This window comes from Microbacterium terrae (assembly GCF_017831975.1).
Classification (GTDB): Bacteria; Actinomycetota; Actinomycetes; order Actinomycetales; family Microbacteriaceae; genus Microbacterium; species Microbacterium terrae.
In genome coordinates this window covers 3347568-3365513 of sequence record NZ_JAFDSS010000001.1, presented here as the reverse complement: position 1 = coordinate 3365513, position 17946 = coordinate 3347568, and the positions used below count along the sequence as shown (strand labels likewise).

The following is a 17946-nucleotide window of genomic DNA, read 5'->3' as shown; positions in this document are numbered from 1 at the left end:
CGCGAGACAGCGGCGCAGGTGCGGCGCTACTGTGACCGCATGGGCCGCTGGTTCGTTCTGCTCCTGCTGGGAGTCTCGCAGTTCGTCATGGTGCTCGACAGCACGGTCATGAACGTGTCGATCTCGACCGTCGCCGAGGATCTCGGCACCGACATCTCGGGCATGCAGGCGGCGATCACGTTCTACGCGCTCACCATGGCCGCGTTCATGCTGACCGGCGGCAAGCTGGGCGACAAGTGGGGCAGGTCGACGGCGTTCCGCATCGGCTCGGTGATCTACGGCATCGGCTCGCTCACCACGGCGCTCGCCCCCGACCTCACCGTGCTGCTGCTCGGCTGGTCGCTCGTCGAGGGCCTCGGCGCAGTGCTCGTCATCCCGGCCATCGCCGCCCTCGCCGCCATCAACTACACCGGCCGCGAGCGGGTGATCGCCTTCGCCGCGCTCGGCGCGATCACCGGGCTCGCCGCGGCCGCCGGACCGCTCATCGGCGGGCTCGTCACGACCTACGCCTCGTGGCGGTACGTGTTCGTCGCCGAGACCGTCGTGATGGTGCTCGTGCTGATCGTCTCGGGCCGCATCAAAGACGTGCCGGGCAACCGCGCGCTGCGCATCGATCTGCTGAGCGTGGTGCTGTCGGCGGCGGGCATGGGGCTGCTCGTCTACGGCATCCTGCAGTCCAAGACCTGGGGCTGGATCGTGCCGCTCGACCCGCCCGTCGTCGGCGGGGTCACGATCGCACCGTTCGGCATCTCACCGGTCGCCTACCTGGTGCTCCTCGGCATCCTCGTGCTGTGGCTGTTCATCCGTCGCCAGCGTCACCTCGAGGCTGCCGGTCGCGTGCCGCTGCTGCGGGTGAGCCTGCTGCGGATCACCGCGCTGCGCAGCGGCCTGACCATGTTCATGGCGCAGTACTTCGCGATCGCGGCGCTGTTCTTCGTCGTTCCGGTGTACCTGCAGACGATCCTCGGGTACGACGCGCTGCAGACCGGGCTGAAGATCCTTCCGCTCTCCGTCGGGCTGATCATCTTCTCGATGCTCGGGTCGCGGCTGTCGACGGTGCACGCCGCGCGTCACCTCGGCCGCATCGGCCAGCTCACCATGGCCGGCGGCCTCGCACTCGTCTTCATCGCCGTGCAGCCCGACCTCGCGGGCTGGCTGTTCGCGGCGGGCATGTTCGTCGTGGGGGCCGGGTTCGGTCTGCTCGCGTCGCAGCTGGGGAACGTCAACATGTCGGCCGTCACCGACGACGACACGTCCGAGGTGGGCGGACTCCAGGGCACGTTCCAGAACCTGGGCTCGTCGTTCGGCACCGCGATCGTCGGCTCGGTGTTCATCCTCATGCTGACCACCGGGTTCGCCGGGGCGGTCGCGGCGAGCCCCGACGTGCCCGACGACGTGCGCGCCGACGTGGTGAGCGCCGTCGAGACCGGTGCGCCGATCGTCTCGGAGCAGCAGGCCGAGCAGGCGCTCACCGACGCCGGGGTGCCGGCCGAGCACGCCGCCGAGATCGCGCAGCTCTACGCCGACACGCAGCTCGACTCGCTGCGGCAGGCACTGTTCCTGGTGTTCGCGCTCACGGTGCTCGGTGCGCTGCTCTCGCGCGGTCTCCCGTCGACGATCGCGCCGACGGCCGAGCCGAAGGTTACCGGGGCGGAGTCTGGCACCACGAGATAGACGACCCGGCGAGCGCGACGAGCTGCTCGGCGTCGTCGACCGCGATGATGCGCGTCTCCACCGTCTCGGGCAGCGGCAGGTAGTAGGTGTCGTAGGGGTTGCCGATCGCATCGGGCGCGACGAGCACCGCGGCGTACCGCGCGCTCGGCGATACGCAGGTCTGCAGCACGGCGTCGGTGTCGGCGACCTCGGTGAGCGAGACGACCCCGCCGTCGGCGGCGACGAGGTCGACCGCCGTGCGGCCGGTCGGGCTGCCGTCGTCTTCGAGCACCGCCGACGCGCGGATCGTGGAGCCGTCGGGGAGCGGCGTCACCGATGTCGCAGGCCCGGTCGCGCCCTCCGGTTCGACCAGCGGCTCCTCCGTGCCGGTGGTGAGGTCGACGACGCCGAGGCCGTCGAGCCGCTCGACGACGGCGAGCGACGAGCCGCGCGCGATGCCGTCGATGCCCAGTGCCGACCCGAGCGCTGTCGCATCCTCGCCGTGCGCACCCGCGAGGAGCAGGGTGCCGTCGAACGACAGCAGCAGCACGCTGTCGGTGTCGGGCACGAACCGCCAGTCCGCCACGCGGGGGTCGGAGCCCTCGATCTCGACGGGGGTCGGATCGTCGCCGGCGGCAGACTCCTGCAGCGACGCCGTATACAGCACGCTCTCGCGGGCGCCATCGGCTTCGAGGTCGGCATCCGAGAACGTGTACCCGATGATCTCGCCGCGGTCCGCGCTCTGCAGATTCGACACGAATCCCTCGCCGGGGAGCGCGAGCTCCCGGGCATCCGCCCCGTCGCGATCGGTCACGATGAGCGCCGCCTCGTCGTTCTCGGTGCGCACCGAGAAGACGAGGTGCGATCCCGTCGCGCGGAAGTCCTCGATGTGCGCGTGCGTGAAGACCGGCACCGCGGCCTCGCCGTCGATCCCGGTGCGGAACACGGTGTCTTCGTCGTCGCCGCGCTGCAGCAGATACTCGGTCAGCGCCGGCGTGGTGAAGTCCACGGTCGCCGTCGCCTCCGGGCCCCCGCCGAGACCGCGGAGCCCGTCGATCCGCACCGTGTAGTCGGTCTCGTCCCACAGGGGCAGGGTGAAGCGCACGCCGACGCTGCGGCCCGAGGTGTCGACGGCGAAGGGCGTCGCGGGGGTGATCGTCACCTGCGACGGGTCGACCTCCTCCAGCGACTGCGACAGGGTGATGTTGACCCGTGATCCGGATGCCGCGACAGCCGCCGCCGGGTCGACGTTCGTGGCGGTGACCCGCGGGCCCTGCACCACCGACGCGGCGGCCGCGGTGACGCCGACCACGGCGAGCACGCCGACGACGATCGCGAACGCCCCCGCGAACGCACGGCCGCGTCGGCGCCGGGAGCGTGTGCGCCGCGTCGGGCGCGGCTCAGTACTCATACGGGTCCTCGGGCTCGTCGATCTGCTCGACCCCGGTCGCCACGATCGCGAGGCGCCCGTCCGAGCTCGAGCGCACCGTGCCGGTCACCGTCACCCACTGGCCGGTCGCGGGCAGAGACTCGTCGAGCACGGGGATGCTCGCGGGCTGCGCATCGATCACGCAGTGGGTGATCACGAGCCGCGACAGGTCGAAGTCGCCGTCGTCGCCGGGGGTGACGAACCCGGTGAGCTCCACGGGATCGCCGTCGAACGCCTCGGGGTTGGTCGTCGTCGCGAACACCGACGCCCACTCGCCGACTCCGAAGGCCGACGTGTCGCCCGTCGTGGCCAGGGTCACGGCATCCTGCCCCGCGAACAGCGGCGGCGCCCCCACATCGCGCGACATGGCGAGCTCGGCCGAGAGCGACGCGGGGGGCAGCACCAGGGTGAGGACGACCACTCCCGAAGCGACGACGCCGCCCGTGACGGTCGCGGCGAGCCCGAAGGCCGACGGGCCGTGGCGCGGGCGGTCATCGCCGCCGTGCGACCCCCCGCCCTCGACGTGGGGGGCGTGGTCGTCGCCGTGGTCGTGCCCGTGGTCGGCCTCGGCGCCGAGCGGCAGCGCGAACGAGCCGACGGCTCCGGCGAGCACGAAGATCGACATCGACACCGCGAACCACGTCGAATCGGGGTTGATGTACAGCCCCAGGCGGCCCGTGACGGCGAGCCCCAGCGTCACGACCGAGAGCGCCGACGCGAGACCGACGCCCAGCCACCGGGTGCCGATCGCTCCGGCCCTCGAGGAGGTACTAGACAATGAGGTTCACCGCCGCTCCGATCGCGAACGCGGCGAGGATCACGACGGCCGAGAGGCCTACCAGCGTGCGGGTGGTGAACGTCGTGCGCAGCAGGGCCAGCATCTTCACGTCGACGAGGGGTCCGACCAGCAGGAAGGCGACGATCGACCCGGGCGTGAACGTCGAGGCGAACGACAGCGCGAAGAACGAGTCGACGTTCGAGCAGATCGACACGACCATCGCGAGCACGATCATCGCGACGATCGACAGCGCCGGGTTCGACCCGATCGCCAGCAGCGCGTCGCGCGGCACGAGCACCTGCACGGCGCCGGCGAGCGCCGAGCCGATGACGAGAGCGGGCATCACGGCGCGCAGCTCGATGACGAACTGCGCGAGGCTGCGGCGCCAGCGGCCGCCCGGCTCGTGGACGACGAGGTCGCACGTCTCGCGGAACCGGTCGGTGAGCAGCGCATCGGGCGACGGATGCCGGCTGTACAGCCAGCCGATGAGGTTCGCGATCGCGTATCCGCCGAGGAGGCGGGCGATGAGGATGCCGTCGTCGAAGCCGAACGCCTGGTGGGTGGTGATGATGACGATCGGGTTCACGATCGGTGCGGCGATCAGGAAGGTGAGGGTCTCGGGCACCGAGAACCCGCGCATGAGGAGTCCGCGGGCGAAGGGCACGTTGCCGCACTCGCACACGGGCACGACCATGCCGAGCAGCGACAGAACGGCGCGGCGCGCCCAGGGCGCGCGCGGCATCCATCGCTCGATCACGCCGGGCGGCACCCACACCTGCACGACGATCGACAGCACCACGCCGAGGGCGACGAACGGCAGCGACTCGATCAGCACGCTGATCGCGAGGGTGAGACCGTCCTGCGCGCGCGTGGGGAGCGAGGCTTCGAAGAGCGTCGGCGCGAGCAGGTCGATCAGCACCAGGAGCGCGAGGAAGGCTGCACCGAGCCCCAGCCCCGCGAGCACGCGCGCGGACGCCGACGGGGCGAGCCGAGCGGTGCGCGGCTCAGTGCGCGGCACGCTCGGTGTCCCGGGCCGCCGTGCACGCGGCGCAGAGCCCGAAGATGTCGACGATGTGCTCGGCACGGGTGAAGCCGTGCGCCGAAGCGGTGCGCTGCGCCCACTGCTCGACGTCGGTCGCGGCGATCTCGACCGTCAGCCCGCAGTTGCGGCAGATGAGGTGGTGGTGATGCCCCGGGGTCGCGCAGGCGCGGAACAGGTTCTCGCCGTCGGGGCTCTGCAGCGAGTCGGCTTCGCCGCCGGCCGCGAGGCCGGCCAGAGCCCGATAGACGGTGGCGAGCCCGATGCCGGTGTTCTCTTCGCGGAGCGTGGCGTGCAGGGTCTGCGCGCTCACGAAGCCCCGTGCTTCGGACAGGGCTTCGCGCACGCGCTCGCGCTGCCAGGTGTTGCGCTGGGCCATGGCGGCGAGTCTACCGTCGGGTGCTGTGCGCCCACCGGGCGTCGCGGCGACCCCCGACGATCCGGCAGACGACGTAGATCGCGAACGAGATGGTGGTGATGTACGGGCTCACGGGCAGCGTTCCCATGATCGCGAGCAGGATGCCGCCGACCGCCGACACGAACCCGAACACCGCGGCGAGCGCCGGTACCGCCACCGGGCCCGACGACACGCGCATCGCGGCGGCGGCGGGGGTGACCAGGAGCGCCATCACGAGGAGCGCTCCGATGATGTGCACCGCGACGGCGACCACGAGGCCGAGCAGCAGCATGAACCCGAGCGACACCCAGGTGGTGGGAACGCCGCGGGCGGCGGCGGACTGGGGGTCGAGCGAGTCGAAGCGCAGCGGCCTCCAGATGAGGAGGACGCCGGCGAGCACGACCACGCCGATGCCCACGAGCCACCACAGCTGGTCGGACTGCACCGACACGATCTGCCCGGTGAGCAGGCTGAAGCGATTGGCGCTGCGGCCCTGGTACAGCGAGAGGAACAGGATGCCGAGGCCGAGGCCGAACGGCATCAGCACGCCGATGATCGAGTTGCGGTCGCGCGCGCGGGCGCCCAGCCACCCGATGAGCGCGGCGGCGATCAGCGAGCCGACGATCGACCCGGTGACGACATCGACGCCGATGAGGAGCGCCGCGGCGGCGCCGGCGAACGAGAGTTCGCTGATGCCGTGCACGGCGAACGCCATGTCGCGCTGGATGACGAAAACCCCGATGAGGCCGCCGACGAGACCGAGCACGGCCCCCGCCCAGACCGCGTTCGACACGAGGGCGAGGATCTCGCCGTAGACGGGCAGCCCGCCGAACATCGCGTCGGCGATGTCGCTCCAGTTCATGCGTGGGCCTCGTCGTGGTGGTGGTGCGACTCCTCTGCGTCGGGCGCGCCGACGACGACGAGCCGGTCGCCGGCGCGCAGCACGAAGACGTGCGCGCCGTACAGGTCGGTGAGCACGTCGCTGCGGAGCACCTCCTTCGGGGTGCCGAGCGTGAAGCGGCCGCCGGCGAGGTACAGGATGCGGTCGACCTTGCCGAGGAGCGGGTTGATGTCGTGGGTGACCAGCACGACGGCGGCGCCCTTCTCGCGCCGATGACGGTCGATGAGGCCGATCACGGCCTGTTGGTTCGCGAGGTCGAGGCTGGTGAGCGGCTCGTCGCACAGCAGCAGCTTCGGGTCGCCGGCGAGCGCCTGACCGACGCGCAGCCGCTGCTGCTCCCCGCCCGAGAGTCGGCCGACGGGTGTATCGGCGAACGCCCGCGCGCCCACCGCGTCGATGAGCGCGTCGACCGCCTGCTTGTCGCCGCGCCGGGGGATGGGCAGCCCGAACCGGTGACCGTCGACACCGAGCGCGACCAGGTCGCGCGCGCGCAGCGCGGTGTCGGGCGGGAGCGGCCGCGACTGCGGCAGGTAGCCCACACGGCGGTTTCCGCGGGCGGTCACGGGTTCGCCGAGCACCGTGATCTCGCCCGAGCTCAGCGGCTCGAGCCCGAGGATCGAGCGGAGGAGCGTGGTCTTGCCCGACCCGCTCGGGCCGAGCACGGCGATGAGCTCGCCGGGGCGCACGTCGAGGTCGAGGTCGGCCCAGAGCTCGCGGTCGCCGCGCCGCAGGGCGGCACCGCGGATGCGCAGCGCCGCCTCGCCGCCCGCCGGCGGCACGGTCACGCCTGCAGCGCCGTGCTCAGCGCCTCGATGTTCGCCTGCATCCACGAGATGTAAGTCTGGCCCTCGGGGAGCGTTTCCGAAAACGCGATCACGGGGATGCCGGCATCCTCGGCCTCGGCGATCATCTGATCGGTCTCGGCGCCGCCGGTCTGGGAGTTGGTGATCAGCACGCTCACGTGGCCGTCGGAGACGAGGTGCAGCGACTCGAGCAGCGTCGCGGGAGCGACATCCTGCCCCTCCTCGACGGCCTCGCTGAAGTCGGCGGGCGTGACGTCGACGAGACCCGCCGCCTCGACGAGGTAGAACGACACTGGCTCGGTGAGGAACACCTCGGCGCCCGCGTGGGCGGAGGAGAGCGCGTCGAGCTCGTCCTCGAGGCCGGTGAGATCGGCGACGAAGGCCTCGGCGTTCGCGGCGAAGGTGTCGGCGTCGTCGGGGCTCAGCAGCTCGAGCTGCGACGCGATGCCGAGGGCGAGGTCGGCCATGGCGTGCGGGTCGTACCAGACGTGCTCGTTGAAGCCCTCGACGTGGTCGTGACCGTGCTCATCATCCGCGTGCTCATCATCCGCGTGCTCGTCGTCGGCGTGCTCGTCTTCCGCGTGCTCGTCGTCGGCGTGCTCGTCTTCCGCGTGCTCGTCGCCCGAGTCGCCGTGGGCGTCGCCTCCGGGCCAGTCGTGCGAGAACTCCGAGGCGGTGAGCACGGTCGCCTCGCTCCCGCTCGCGTCGATGAGCGCATCGATGAACGGGTCGTAGCCTCCGCCGTTCTCGATGATGAGGTCGGCCTTCGAGACCGTCAGCTGGTCGCGCGCACTCGCCTCGTAGCTGTGCGGGTCCTGCGCCGCCGACGAGATGATCGAGGTCACCTCGACCAGGTCGCCGCCGACCGTGGCGGCGATGTCGCCGTACACATCGGTCGACGCGACCACCGAGATAGGGCCGTCGTCTTCCGCCGCCGTGCCCGTCGCCGTGGCGCACCCGGTGAGGACGAGGGCGGATGCTGCGCCGAGGGCGAGCGCGGAGACGGCGGAGTGCTTCGGGACCATGAAGCCAGACTAACGCTATTGATAATCGTTCTCGAATCGAATGGGAGCGTCCAACCTCGGCACCGGGAGTCGGCGGCGCTACTGTGGCGGCATCCGTCTTCCCGAGGAGAACGCCGATGACCGACCGACCGGCAGCCGAGCCCGACTTCGCCCAGTCCGGCGCATCCACGCCGATCGCCCAGACCGCACGGGCATCCGCGCTGTTCGCCCTGCCGTTCGTCGTGGCCTGCATCGCGGTCGGGTTCGTCGTGTCGGCGTTCAGCGAGCCGGCGAAGCCGTGGCTCGGCAGCCTCATCGCGCTGTCGCTGTTCGTGCCGGCCCTCGTCGAGCTGATCCTGCGCACCGCGCTGCCGCGCGCGCTGCAGCTGCACTACATCATCTTCATCATCGCCGGCCCCTTCGCCGGCAGCGCACTGAACGTGTACGGCTACATCGAGCAGTGGGACACCCTGGTGCACTTCGACTCGGGCGTCATGCTCGCGTGGCTCGGCATGCTGGCGGTGCGGCGCGCCGAGGAGCGCGTCGGCCACCCGCTGCCGATGTGGTTCGCCCTCGTGGTCGTGCAGATGACGCCGATGGCGTTCGCTGCGGCGTGGGAGATCAGCGAGTACTCGAGCGACATCCTCATCGGCACCACCGCCCAGAACGGCAACGCCGACACGATGAGCGACATCGTCGCGGGCACGCTCGGCGGCCTCCTCGCGATCGTGCTGCTGGTGCTGCTGCGCCGGCCCCGCTCGATCGCGCCGCACTCGCTGCTGCGTCACGCCGAACGGATCTGAGCCGAGCGCCTCGCATCGCGGCTGGGCACGAATCCTGTGGGTGTGCAGCGGATCTGATGCCCACCCGCAGGATTCGCGCACACCGGCGACCGTCTGCTCGGCCGGGGAGCGATCTCAGTCGAGCAGAAGCGCCGGCTCCTCGAGGATCGACGCCACGTCGGCGATGAAGCGCGACATGCCGTCGCCGTCGATCACGCGGTGGTCGAACGACCCCGACACCGTCGTGACGAAGCGCGGACGCACCTCGCCGTCGACCACCCACGGCTTCTGGCGGATCGTGCCCATCGCCACGATGCCCGCCTCACCGGGGTTGATGATCGGCGTGCCGGCATCCATCCCGAACACGCCGATGTTCGTGATCGTGATCGTTCCGCCGTGCTGGTCGGCGGGCGAGGTCTTGCCCTCGCGCGCCGTGAGCGTGAGCTTCTCGAGCGCGCGGGCGAGGTCGCGCATCGACAGATCCTGGGCGTCCTTGATGTTCGGCACGAGGAGGCCGCGGGGCGTCGCCGCCGCGATGCCGAGGTTCACGTAGCGGCGCACGCGGATCTCCGCGCCGTCGGCGCCGTCGACCCACGCGGCGTTCACCATCGGCGTGCGCCGTGCCGCCCAGATCACGGCGCGGGCCATGATGAGCAGCGGCGAGATGCGCACATCGGCGAAGTCCGGCGAGGCCTTGAGCCGCTTGACGAGCTCCATCGTGCGCGTCGCGTCGACGTCGGTCCACACCGACACGTGCGGCGCCGAGTACGCGGATTGCACCATGGCCGACGAGGTGGCCTTGCGCACGCCCTTGACCGCGATGGTCTCCTCGCGCGAGTCCGCGGCCGGCGGCGCGGCCTGGGCGGGGGCGACGGATGCCGGCGCCGGCGCTGAGACCGGGATCGACTCTTCGCGCACAGCACCCCATTCGGGGGTCTCGAGGTTGCGGAAGACGCTGGCCTGCGACGCGTGCTTGACCACGTCGTCGCGGGTCACCTCGCCCGCCGGCCCGCTCGGGGTGACGGCCGACAGGTCGACGCCGAGGTCGCGGGCGAGCTTGCGGATCGGCGGCTTGGCCACGACGCCCACAGAGGATGCCACGCGCTCGGCCGGTGACGGCGCGGGCTTCTTGCGGCGCGACGCGACGCTCCCCCCGGTGCCGTAGCCGACCAGCACCGCACCTTCGCCCTCGGCTGCGGCGGCCTCGGGCGCGCCGTGCTCGGTCTGGCCGATCGTCGACGGGCCGGCGGATGCGGCATCCGTCGCCTCGATCGTGATGATCGGGGCCCCGACGTCGACCGTCGTGCCCTCGCCGACGAGGAGCTCGCCGACCGTGCCCGCGAACGGCGACGGAAGCTCGACGAGCGACTTCGCCGTCTCGATCTCGACGAGCACGTCGTTGACGCCCACGGTGTCGCCTGCGGCGACGCGCCACTGCACGATCTCGGCTTCGGTGAGTCCTTCGCCGACGTCCGGGAGGACGAATGTCTGAGTGCTCATGGGTGGTCCGTTCAGTAGGCGAGGGCGCGGTCGACGGCTTCGAGGATGCGGTCGGCGTCGGGCAGATACGCACCCTCGAGCTTGGCGGGCGGGAACGGCACGTCGAAGCCCGAGACGCGCAGCACCGGAGCTTCGAGAGCGTAGAACGCCCGCTCCATGACGGTCGCGGCCACCTCGGAACCGACCGAGGTGAACCCGGGCGCCTCCTGGGCGTAGACCATGCGGCCGGTGCGGCGCACCGAGTCGAGGATCGGCGCGTAGTCGACCGGCGACAGCGACCGCAGGTCGATGACCTCGCAGCTGGTGCCCTCCGACTCGGCGAGCGCTGCGGCCTGCAGCAGCGTCGTCACCATGGCGCCGTGCCCGACGAGGGTGACGTCGGTGCCGCGGCGCACCACGCGCGAGGCGTGGAGGTCGATGGCTCGGGCGGCGGTGTCGACCTCGCCCTTCATCCAGTACTTGGCCTTGGGCTCGAGGAAGATCACCGGGTCGTTCGAGGCGATGGCGTCCTGGATCATCCAGTACCCGTCGTTCGGCGTCGACGGGCTCACCACGCGGAGCCCGGCGGTGTGCGTGAAGTACGCCTCGGGGCTCTCCTGGTGGTGCTCGACGGCGCCGATGTGACCGCCGTAGGGGATGCGGATGACGACCGGCATCGACAGCGCGCCCTCGTGGCGGTTGGTCATCTTGGCGAGCTGGGTGGTGATCTGGTCGAACGCGGGGAAGACGAATCCGTCGAACTGGATCTCGATGACGGGGCGGAACCCGGCCATCGCCAGACCGATCGCCGTGCCGACGATTCCCGACTCGGCGAGCGGGGTGTCGAGCACCCGGCGGTCGCCGAACTCGGCCTGCAGCCCCTCGGTCACGCGGAAGACGCCGCCGAGCTTGCCGATGTCCTCGCCCATCAGCAGCACGCGGTCGCTCGCGGTCATCGCGGCGCGGAGGCCGGCGTTGATCGCGCGGCTGAACGGCATCGTCTGGACGGTGGATGCCGGCGGTGCGGCGGGCGCGATGCCGGTGGCCGCATCGGTCATGACGCACCTCCCTCGAACGACGCCTCGTAGTCGTCGAGCCACCGCCGCTGCTCGTCGACGAGCGGGTGGGGCTCGGAGTAGACGTGCGCGAACATGTCGCCGCGCTCGAGGCCCCCGAGGGCGTTCGTCCGGGTGCGGACGTCATCGGCGACGGCGGCCGCCTCCGCCTCGACGTCGGCGAAGAACGCCTCGGATGCGCCCCGCCCGAGCAGGAACGTCTTCATGCGCGCGATCGGGTCGCGGCGGCGCCACGACTCCTCCTCGTCGCCGGTGCGGTACTTCGTGGGGTCGTCGCTCGTCGTGTGCGCGCCGAGCCGGTACGTGAGGGCCTCGATCGCACGGGGGCCGTGCCCGGCGCGCGCCTCGTCGAGCGCCCGGCGCGTGACCGCCCAGCTCGCGATCACGTCGTTGCCGTCGATCGGGATGCTCGGCATTCCGTAGCCCGCCCCGCGGCGGTGCAGCGGCGAGCGCGACTGCGTGGCCACGGGAACCGAGATCGCCCACTGGTTGTTCTGCAGGAAGAAGACCTCGGGCGTCTGGTAGCTGTTCGCGAACACCATGGCCTCGTGCACGTCGCCCTGGCTCGAGGCGCCGTCGCCGTAGTAGACGATGACGGCCTCGTCGCGCTCGGGGTCGCCGGTGCCGCAGCGGCCGTCGAAGACGAGCCCCATGCCGAACCCGGTGCCGTGCAGCGTCTGCGCACCGAGCACCAGCGTGTAGATGTGCGTGTTGCCGTTCTTCGGGTCGAACGGGTTCCATCCGCCGTGGGTGAGTCCGCGCATGAGGCGGATGATGTCGATCGGGTCGACGCCGCGGACGCGGGTGACGACGTGCTCGCGATACGACGGGAAGAGGTGATCCTGGGTACGGGCGGCGTGCACACTGCCGACCTGCGCGGCCTCCTGCCCGTAGCTCGGCGGCCAGAGCGCCAGCTGACCCTGGCGCTGCAGGTTCGTCGCCTGCTGGTCGAACGCGCGGATGACCGCCATGTCGCGGTAGAAGATCTCGAAGTCGGCGTCGCTCAGCGAGGCCACGAGGTCGAGATACGGCTCCGCGGCGGGAGTCGGAGCGAAGGCTCCGTCCGCGTCGAGCACGCGGACCAGCGCAGGGTCGGCGGCGGTCACCGGGGTCGACGCCGTGTCTTCGAGCGGGGTCATGGTTGTCACGCTATCCCTCGTCCGATGTGGCCTTCTGGAAGGTCTTCGACAACGGATGCTGCGATCTGTAGGACCTTGTCGACAGCTTCCTCCTCGCCGATCGAGATGCGGATGCCGTCGCCGGGGAAGGCTCGCACGATGAGCCCGGCCGCATCGAACCGCACCGCGGCAGCCGCGGTGGCCTCGCCCGACGGGAGCCACACGAAGTTTCCCTGCGCCTGCGGCACGCGCCAGCCCGCGGCGCGCAGCCCCGCGGCGACGCGGTCGCGACGCTCGGCGATGACGGCGACCCGCTCACGGAGCTCATCCTCGACGTCGAGGCTCGCGAGCGCGGCGGTCTCGGCCTGCGCCGTCACCGACAGGGGGATCGCGGTGGATCGGGCGGCGTCGAGCACGCGCGGGTGCCCGACGGCGTAGCCGACGCGCAGCGCCGCCAGACCGAACGCCTTCGAGAAGGTGCGGAGCACGACGACGTTCGGGCGACCGGCGGCGAGCACCGTCTCACCGCGCACCGCGGCAGGGTCGGTGACGAACTCGGCGTACGCCTCGTCGAGGATGACGAGCACGTCGGCGGGCACGCGCGCAACGAACGCGTCGAACGCGGCCTGCGTCACGATCGTGCCGGTGGGGTTGTTGGGGGTGCAGACGATCACGGCACGGGTTCGGTCGGTGATCGCCGCCGCCATCGCGTCGAGGTCGTGACCGGCGTCGGCGTCGAGCGGCACCTGCACGCTCCGCGCCCCGGCGACGACGGCGAGGCCGGGGTATGCCTCGAACGAGCGCCAGGCGTACACGACCTCGTCGCCGGGCCCGGAGGTGGCTGCGATCAGCTGGGCGATGATCGACACGCTGCCGGCGCCGATGTGCACGCCGTCGGCGGTGACGCCGAACCGGTCGGCGAGGCGCTCGCGCAGGCGCAGGGCCGTGGCATCCGGGTACCGGTTGAGGGCGCTCGCGCCGCGGACGGCGTCGACGACGCCCGGGAGCGGATCGAAGGGGTTCTCGTTGCTCGACAGCTTGAACGCCTCTGCGCCGGCCTGGCGGCCCTGACGGTAGGGCGGCAGTGCGGCGATCTCGGGGCGGACCCGGACGGGGATCTCATGGTCGTCGGTCACGCAGTCGAGTCTACGAGCGCCCCGTATGCCGACGGGAGGATACTCGGACCTCCGACGACCCCGCCCGACATCCGTGCATTCGGTCCGCGCCGTGCCAGACTGCGGGCCATGGGATTCCTCATCCGCGTCGTCGTCAACGCATTCGCGATCTGGGTCGTGACCCTGATCCCCGCCCTCGGCGTCACCGTCATCGCCTTCCCCCCGGGAGCGACGTTGCAGCTGGTGCTCACCCTGCTGCTCGTCGCCGCGATCTTCGCGCTCGTCAACACGATCATCGGCACCGTGATCAAGGTGCTGGCGTTCCCGATCTACATCCTGACGCTCGGCCTCATCGGCCTGCTGATCAACGCGTTCCTGCTGTGGCTGACCGCCTGGCTCACGAGCTTCTGGAACTTCGGCCTGCGCGTCGAGGACTTCTGGTGGGGGCTGGTCGCGGCGATCATCATCTCGCTCATCAACTGGGTGTTCGGGATCATCCTGCGACCCAAGCGCAAGGACTGAACGGGGCACCCGTAACGACGCCGCCCTCGCCCCGATGGATTCCGGGCGGGGGCGGCGTCTCTGTGTGCGGGGATCAGCGCACGCCGACGGCTCTGATGATCTCCTGCGTCACCGCGTTTCCGGCGTCGTCGTTCACCGTCGTGCGCAGCGACACGCTCGACGACCCCTTCGGGGCCAGGAACGGCACCGTCCAGCTGTCGCCGACACGGACCGCGTGCGCCTTCTTCCACGTGGCCCCCTCGTCGAACGAGACCTGCGCGGTGAGAGAGGTGAACTTTCCGGTGTTCCGCGCCCCCTCGATGTGCGACGGCGTGATCGTCACCAGGCTCGCGCGCAGCACCTCGCCCGACAGGTCTGCCGGGGCGTCGTAGCTCAGTCCGATGATCGGCAGGTCGCCGTCCTCGGCCTGGTCGTCGACGAACGTCCACGCCGTGGCCGTGCGCGTCGAGTTCACGGTTCCGGCCGGAGCCGTGACGTCGAGCTCGTAGCGGTACGTCTGCGGGCCGGTCGCCGCGGGGACGTTCACCGCCACCGACTGCGAGGAGCTCGACCGCAGCAGCGTGTCGCCCTTGTAGAGCCGGCTCGCGAGCTTCGCCCCTGACGGGTAGTACCCCGACAGCTGCTCGGAGGCGCTCCCCGACGGCACGTTCGCACGCAGCTGGAGGCCCCGGCTGTACGACTCCGTGAACCCGCCGCCCTGACGCGGTGCGGCGATCTCGAACCAGTCCAGCGTCTCCCGTTCTCCGGGCGTGTAGGACTCCTCGTCGGTGGTGAGGTACCAGCTGGGCGCAACCGTCTCGACCGCAGCCACCCACGTCGATCCGGCGTCCTTCTGCGCCGGGCTGACGTACACGACGTGGTCGGAGCCGGTCATCCAGTCCTGCGATGATCCGAAGCAGCGAAGCAGGTACGCCGGGCAGTCGAAGCGGTGGATGTACATCAGCTTCGGCTGCGGGTCGACGAACCGATCGGTGATCTTCACCAGGTCACGCTCACGCGGCGAGAGCGTGAGGTTCTCCGGTGCGGATCCCTTCCACGTGTGGACGTAGTCGTACGTGTAGTCGGGGTATCTCGTCGCCGACCCGGTGAGACGCGCACCCGACTCCGCGGTGGCCGCGAGCGCGGCACCGGTGTCGGTCGACACCGAGATCGTCGGAACGACGGACCCGCCGGCGGCGTCGTACAGCGCCCCCGCCTGGCTGTTGGCGAGGATGAGCAGCTCGGCACCGGCCTCTGCGGCGGCCGCGGCGCGCGCCGCGCGACCGGCCGGGGTGAGAGTCGGATCGTCGGCGACGAGGAGCGCGGCTCCCTCGGCGTCGGCCGCGGCGATCTCGTCCGGTGTGCCGTCGCCGGCGTCGACGACCGCGAGATCCACCCGTCCGTCGAGGCGGGCGCTGCTGCGCTGGTAGAGCCCCGCGACGGCGGTCTTGTCCGATCCGGACTTCACGGCGAGGTCGAGGAGCGGCTCGGTCTTCGACCAGCGCATGGTGAAGTCGTACTCGCCACCGGCGACGTCACCCGTCGGCAGCATCCACATCCGCGATCCCGGCGCGACGTTGAGCGACGAGAGGAACGTCGTCGGCTCGTCGCCCAGCCCCGCATCGTGGAACCACTCGACCCGGCTCGTGTACGGCGCGCTCTTCTTCGGTGTCTTCAGCTCCACCGGCACGGCCTTGCTCGCGTCGAGCACGATGTGCGCATCGCCGTCGGCGACGGTGAGGTGGGGCGCCGTGAGCCAGTAGGTGTTGTCGGTGCCGGCGCCCGAGCCGAACCGCAGCTTCGTCATCACCGCGAATGTGCCCGGCGCCACGCGCTGGGTCGCCACCGTGCCGGTCGCAGGGTCGGTCGACCGCTCGACGAATGACGTCGTGCCGTACTGGAAGGTCAGCACGTCGGCCCGTGCGGGCTTTCCGTCCGGACCGAGAACGGTGATGTCGAGGTCGTACCGCTCGTCTTCGCGGGTGAGGCCCGTGGTGGTGCGCGCAGCGACGGAGCCGTCGGCCGCTGTCGCGACGACCTGACCGAGGTGGTTGCCCGCCGTCGGAGCCGACCCGAACGACGCCGTGGCGTCGACGGTCGCGGTGCCGTGCGCGGGCACCGTCAGCGTCTCGGCGGAGAGCTCGACCAGGTCGACCGCGCCGTCGGGGCCGCTCGACGTGCTGGTGAGCGTGAGCTCGAGCGCGGTGTCGGTGTCGTTGCTGCACGTGATGGTCTTCGTGACGGGCTCGGGGTCGGCGTCGCCCCAGGCGACCTTGCCGAAGTACACCGATCCGGTCGCGTCGACTCCGTCGAGCGCCGCCGGGATGTCGAGGCGCCCGGTGCCCACCTCGTAGGCGGTGTAGTCGAGTTCGACGGCCGACGACATCAGTGCGCTCTTCAGTCGCGGTGCGCTCCAGTCCGGATGCGCGCCCACGAGGATGGCCGCGGCGCCCGCGACGTGCGGGGTCGCCATCGATGTTCCGCTCAGCGTCTTGAACAGCCCGCTGCCGCTGCTGTACTGCGAGCGCGCTGCCGTGATGCCCACGCCCGGCGCCGCCATGTCGGGCTTGAGACCGTCGTCGAGACCGCGCGGCCCCCGAGACGAGAACGGCGCGAGGTCGTCGTCGTCATCGGTCGCCGCGATGGTCAGCGCCGCCTCGGCGGTGCCGGGGGTTCCGATCGTCCCCTTCGCCCCGGAGTTTCCGGCCGCGATGACGAACAGCGCGTCGTGGCGCTCGCTCAGCTCGTTCACCGCCTGCGCCATCGGGTTGTCCTGGTCGTTGCGCTCGTCGTCGCCGAGGCTCATGCTCACGATGTCGGCGCCGCCGTCGGTGACCGCCCACTCCATCCCGGCGATGATCCAGGAGTCCTGGCCGGTGCCGGCGTCGCTCAGGACCTTGCCGACGACGACCTCTGCGCCGGGCGCCACCCCCGTGTGGGTGCCGTTGCTCGCCGCGCCCGATCCGGCGACCGTGGCGGCGACGTGCGTGCCGTGGCCGTTCACGTCGGTGACCTCCTCACCGGGGACGAACGACACCGCTTCGGTGACGACGTCGGCGACGTCGGGATGCTCCGCGTCGATCCCCGTGTCGAGCACGGCGACGCGGGCGCCCGACCCGTCGTGGCCCGCCGCCCATGCCTCGGGCGCGCCCACGAGGGGAACGCTGACCTCGAGGGTGGAGCTGACCTGGCCGTCGAGCCACAGCTTGGTGATCGCGCCGCCTGCGAGCTCGCCGCTGCCGCCTGCCCGCGCAGTGGCGGGGGCCGTGAGCGCCGACCAGAACGCCGTGGACTGCTCGCTGTCGGTCTGGAGCGCAGCGCCGTCGATCGAGCCCAGCGCGAGCGTCTGCTCGCTGCCCGTCGGCGCGGTCCGCGCGGCGCGCGCCCGCATGTCGTACTGCGCGATCACCGGGATGCCGCTCGACGAGGCGTCGTCGTAGCCGTACTCGATGAGGTCCGAGACGTTGAACAGCTGACGGTCGAGGGCGCCCGAGCTCAGGTACTTCGACGCCGCCTCCGGCAGGACGTAGACGTCGTCGTCGATCTGGACCGTCTGGATGGTGTCGGGCGCACCCGACACGGCGTCGACCGTGACGGTGTCCTTCCCGGTCGGCAGCGTGGTGACGTGCACGACATCGCCGGTGATGAGGGTGACCGTCTTCGACTCGCCGGCGGGGATGGCGGTGTCGTCGACGGCGGGGGGTTCGTCGGATCCGGTGCTCGCGAACGCGGGGGTGATCACCCCGGTCGCGAGGGCGAGGCCTGCTGCGATAGCAGCGAGCCGCGCGCGGGCGGGAGGGAGCATCGTGATGCCTTTCCGAAAAGGGGGTGTGGGGATTGTCGGTCACTGTCTCACGCCGACCCCGCGGTC

The 17946-nt window shown here is 71.2% G+C and carries 15 protein-coding genes; 3 read left to right on the top strand and 12 right to left on the bottom strand.

Annotated elements, in window-relative coordinates:
• Positions 1-39: 39 nt before the first annotated feature.
• Positions 40-1674 (top strand): MFS transporter, encoded by a 1635-nt coding sequence (locus tag JOD63_RS15350; RefSeq protein ID WP_045275092.1) that lies wholly within the window; start codon positions 40-42, stop codon positions 1672-1674.
• Here JOD63_RS15350 and JOD63_RS15345 read toward each other — a convergent pair.
• Genes JOD63_RS15345 through JOD63_RS15315 form a run of 7 tightly spaced genes read right to left on the bottom strand, consistent with a single transcriptional unit; the run spans position 1643 to position 8025 of the window.
• Positions 1643-3064: a hypothetical protein gene (locus JOD63_RS15345; RefSeq protein WP_045275091.1), complete on the bottom strand. Its 1422-nt coding sequence runs from the start codon at positions 3062-3064 to the stop codon at positions 1643-1645. The genes JOD63_RS15350 and JOD63_RS15345 overlap by 32 nt on opposite strands.
• Positions 3054-3860: a TIGR03943 family putative permease subunit gene (locus tag JOD63_RS15340; protein WP_245243957.1), complete on the bottom strand. Its 807-nt coding sequence runs from the start codon at positions 3858-3860 to the stop codon at positions 3054-3056. Before JOD63_RS15340 ends, JOD63_RS15345 begins: the two co-directional genes overlap by 11 nt.
• A complete protein-coding gene (locus JOD63_RS15335) occupies positions 3853-4878 on the bottom strand; it encodes a permease (protein ID WP_045275090.1) in 1026 nt (341 codons plus the stop codon). Before JOD63_RS15335 ends, JOD63_RS15340 begins: the two co-directional genes overlap by 8 nt.
• Positions 4865-5278, bottom strand: coding sequence for a Fur family transcriptional regulator (locus JOD63_RS15330; RefSeq protein WP_045275089.1), 414 nt, complete (start codon positions 5276-5278; stop codon positions 4865-4867). Before JOD63_RS15330 ends, JOD63_RS15335 begins: the two co-directional genes overlap by 14 nt.
• A gap of 10 nt (positions 5279-5288) precedes the next feature.
• On the bottom strand, positions 5289-6158 hold the full coding sequence (locus JOD63_RS15325; protein ID WP_045275088.1) for a metal ABC transporter permease: 870 nt from the start codon (positions 6156-6158) through the stop codon (positions 5289-5291).
• Complete coding sequence (locus tag JOD63_RS15320) at positions 6155-6976, bottom strand: metal ABC transporter ATP-binding protein (protein WP_211088205.1); 822 nt, start codon at positions 6974-6976, stop codon at positions 6155-6157. The genes JOD63_RS15325 and JOD63_RS15320 overlap by 4 nt, the downstream gene beginning before the upstream one ends.
• A 2-nt stretch (positions 6977-6978) precedes the next feature.
• Positions 6979-8025 (bottom strand): metal ABC transporter solute-binding protein, Zn/Mn family, encoded by a 1047-nt coding sequence (locus JOD63_RS15315; protein ID WP_045275086.1) that lies wholly within the window; start codon positions 8023-8025, stop codon positions 6979-6981.
• Positions 8026-8141: 116 nt separating this feature from the next.
• Here JOD63_RS15315 and JOD63_RS15310 point away from each other — a divergent pair, with 116 nt between their 5' ends.
• Positions 8142-8807, top strand: a complete 666-nt coding sequence (locus JOD63_RS15310) for a hypothetical protein (RefSeq protein WP_045275085.1) — start codon at positions 8142-8144, stop codon at positions 8805-8807.
• A 114-nt stretch (positions 8808-8921) separates the two neighbouring features.
• Here JOD63_RS15310 and JOD63_RS15305 read toward each other — a convergent pair whose 3' ends face one another.
• Genes JOD63_RS15305 through JOD63_RS15290 form a run of 4 tightly spaced genes read right to left on the bottom strand, consistent with a single transcriptional unit; the run spans position 8922 to position 13595 of the window.
• The gene (locus tag JOD63_RS15305) at positions 8922-10286 is read right to left on the bottom strand and encodes a dihydrolipoamide acetyltransferase family protein (protein WP_045275084.1); all 1365 of its coding nucleotides are present in this window, start codon (positions 10284-10286) and stop codon (positions 8922-8924) included.
• An 11-nt stretch (positions 10287-10297) separates the two neighbouring features.
• On the bottom strand, positions 10298-11263 hold the full coding sequence (locus JOD63_RS15300) for an alpha-ketoacid dehydrogenase subunit beta (protein WP_211088204.1): 966 nt from the start codon (positions 11261-11263) through the stop codon (positions 10298-10300).
• Positions 11264-11319: 56 nt separating this feature from the next.
• Positions 11320-12480, bottom strand: a complete 1161-nt coding sequence (locus JOD63_RS15295) for a thiamine pyrophosphate-dependent enzyme (RefSeq protein ID WP_045275082.1) — start codon at positions 12478-12480, stop codon at positions 11320-11322.
• A 5-nt stretch (positions 12481-12485) separates the two neighbouring features.
• Complete coding sequence (locus JOD63_RS15290; protein WP_045275081.1) at positions 12486-13595, bottom strand: histidinol-phosphate transaminase; 1110 nt, start codon at positions 13593-13595, stop codon at positions 12486-12488.
• Positions 13596-13703: 108 nt separating this feature from the next.
• Between JOD63_RS15290 and JOD63_RS15285 the strand changes: the two genes are divergently transcribed.
• On the top strand, positions 13704-14096 hold the full coding sequence (locus JOD63_RS15285) for a phage holin family protein (protein WP_045275080.1): 393 nt from the start codon (positions 13704-13706) through the stop codon (positions 14094-14096).
• Between the two features lie 73 nt (positions 14097-14169).
• On the opposite strand, the gene JOD63_RS15280 is transcribed toward JOD63_RS15285, so the two are convergent.
• Positions 14170-17880 carry a S8 family serine peptidase gene (locus JOD63_RS15280; protein ID WP_045275079.1) on the bottom strand — a complete coding sequence of 1237 codons (3711 nt, stop codon included), beginning with the start codon at positions 17878-17880 and terminating at the stop codon, positions 14170-14172.
• Between the last annotated feature and the right edge of the window lie 66 nt (positions 17881-17946).

Coding starts and splice junctions, on each gene's coding strand:
- JOD63_RS15350 (WP_045275092.1), top strand. CDS start 40: ATGGGCCGCTGGTTCGTTCTGCTCCTGCTGGGAGTCTCGCAGTTCGTC.
- JOD63_RS15345 (WP_045275091.1), bottom strand. CDS start 3,064: ATGAGTACTGAGCCGCGCCCGACGCGGCGCACACGCTCCCGGCGCCGA.
- JOD63_RS15330 (WP_045275089.1), bottom strand. CDS start 5,278: ATGGCCCAGCGCAACACCTGGCAGCGCGAGCGCGTGCGCGAAGCCCTG.
- JOD63_RS15325 (WP_045275088.1), bottom strand. CDS start 6,158: ATGAACTGGAGCGACATCGCCGACGCGATGTTCGGCGGGCTGCCCGTC.
- JOD63_RS15315 (WP_045275086.1), bottom strand. CDS start 8,025: ATGGTCCCGAAGCACTCCGCCGTCTCCGCGCTCGCCCTCGGCGCAGCA.
- JOD63_RS15310 (WP_045275085.1), top strand. CDS start 8,142: ATGACCGACCGACCGGCAGCCGAGCCCGACTTCGCCCAGTCCGGCGCA.
- JOD63_RS15305 (WP_045275084.1), bottom strand. CDS start 10,286: ATGAGCACTCAGACATTCGTCCTCCCGGACGTCGGCGAAGGACTCACC.
- JOD63_RS15300 (WP_211088204.1), bottom strand. CDS start 11,263: ATGCCGTTCAGCCGCGCGATCAACGCCGGCCTCCGCGCCGCGATGACC.
- JOD63_RS15295 (WP_045275082.1), bottom strand. CDS start 12,480: ATGACCCCGCTCGAAGACACGGCGTCGACCCCGGTGACCGCCGCCGAC.
- JOD63_RS15285 (WP_045275080.1), top strand. CDS start 13,704: ATGGGATTCCTCATCCGCGTCGTCGTCAACGCATTCGCGATCTGGGTC.
- JOD63_RS15280 (WP_045275079.1), bottom strand. CDS start 17,880: ATGCTCCCTCCCGCCCGCGCGCGGCTCGCTGCTATCGCAGCAGGCCTC.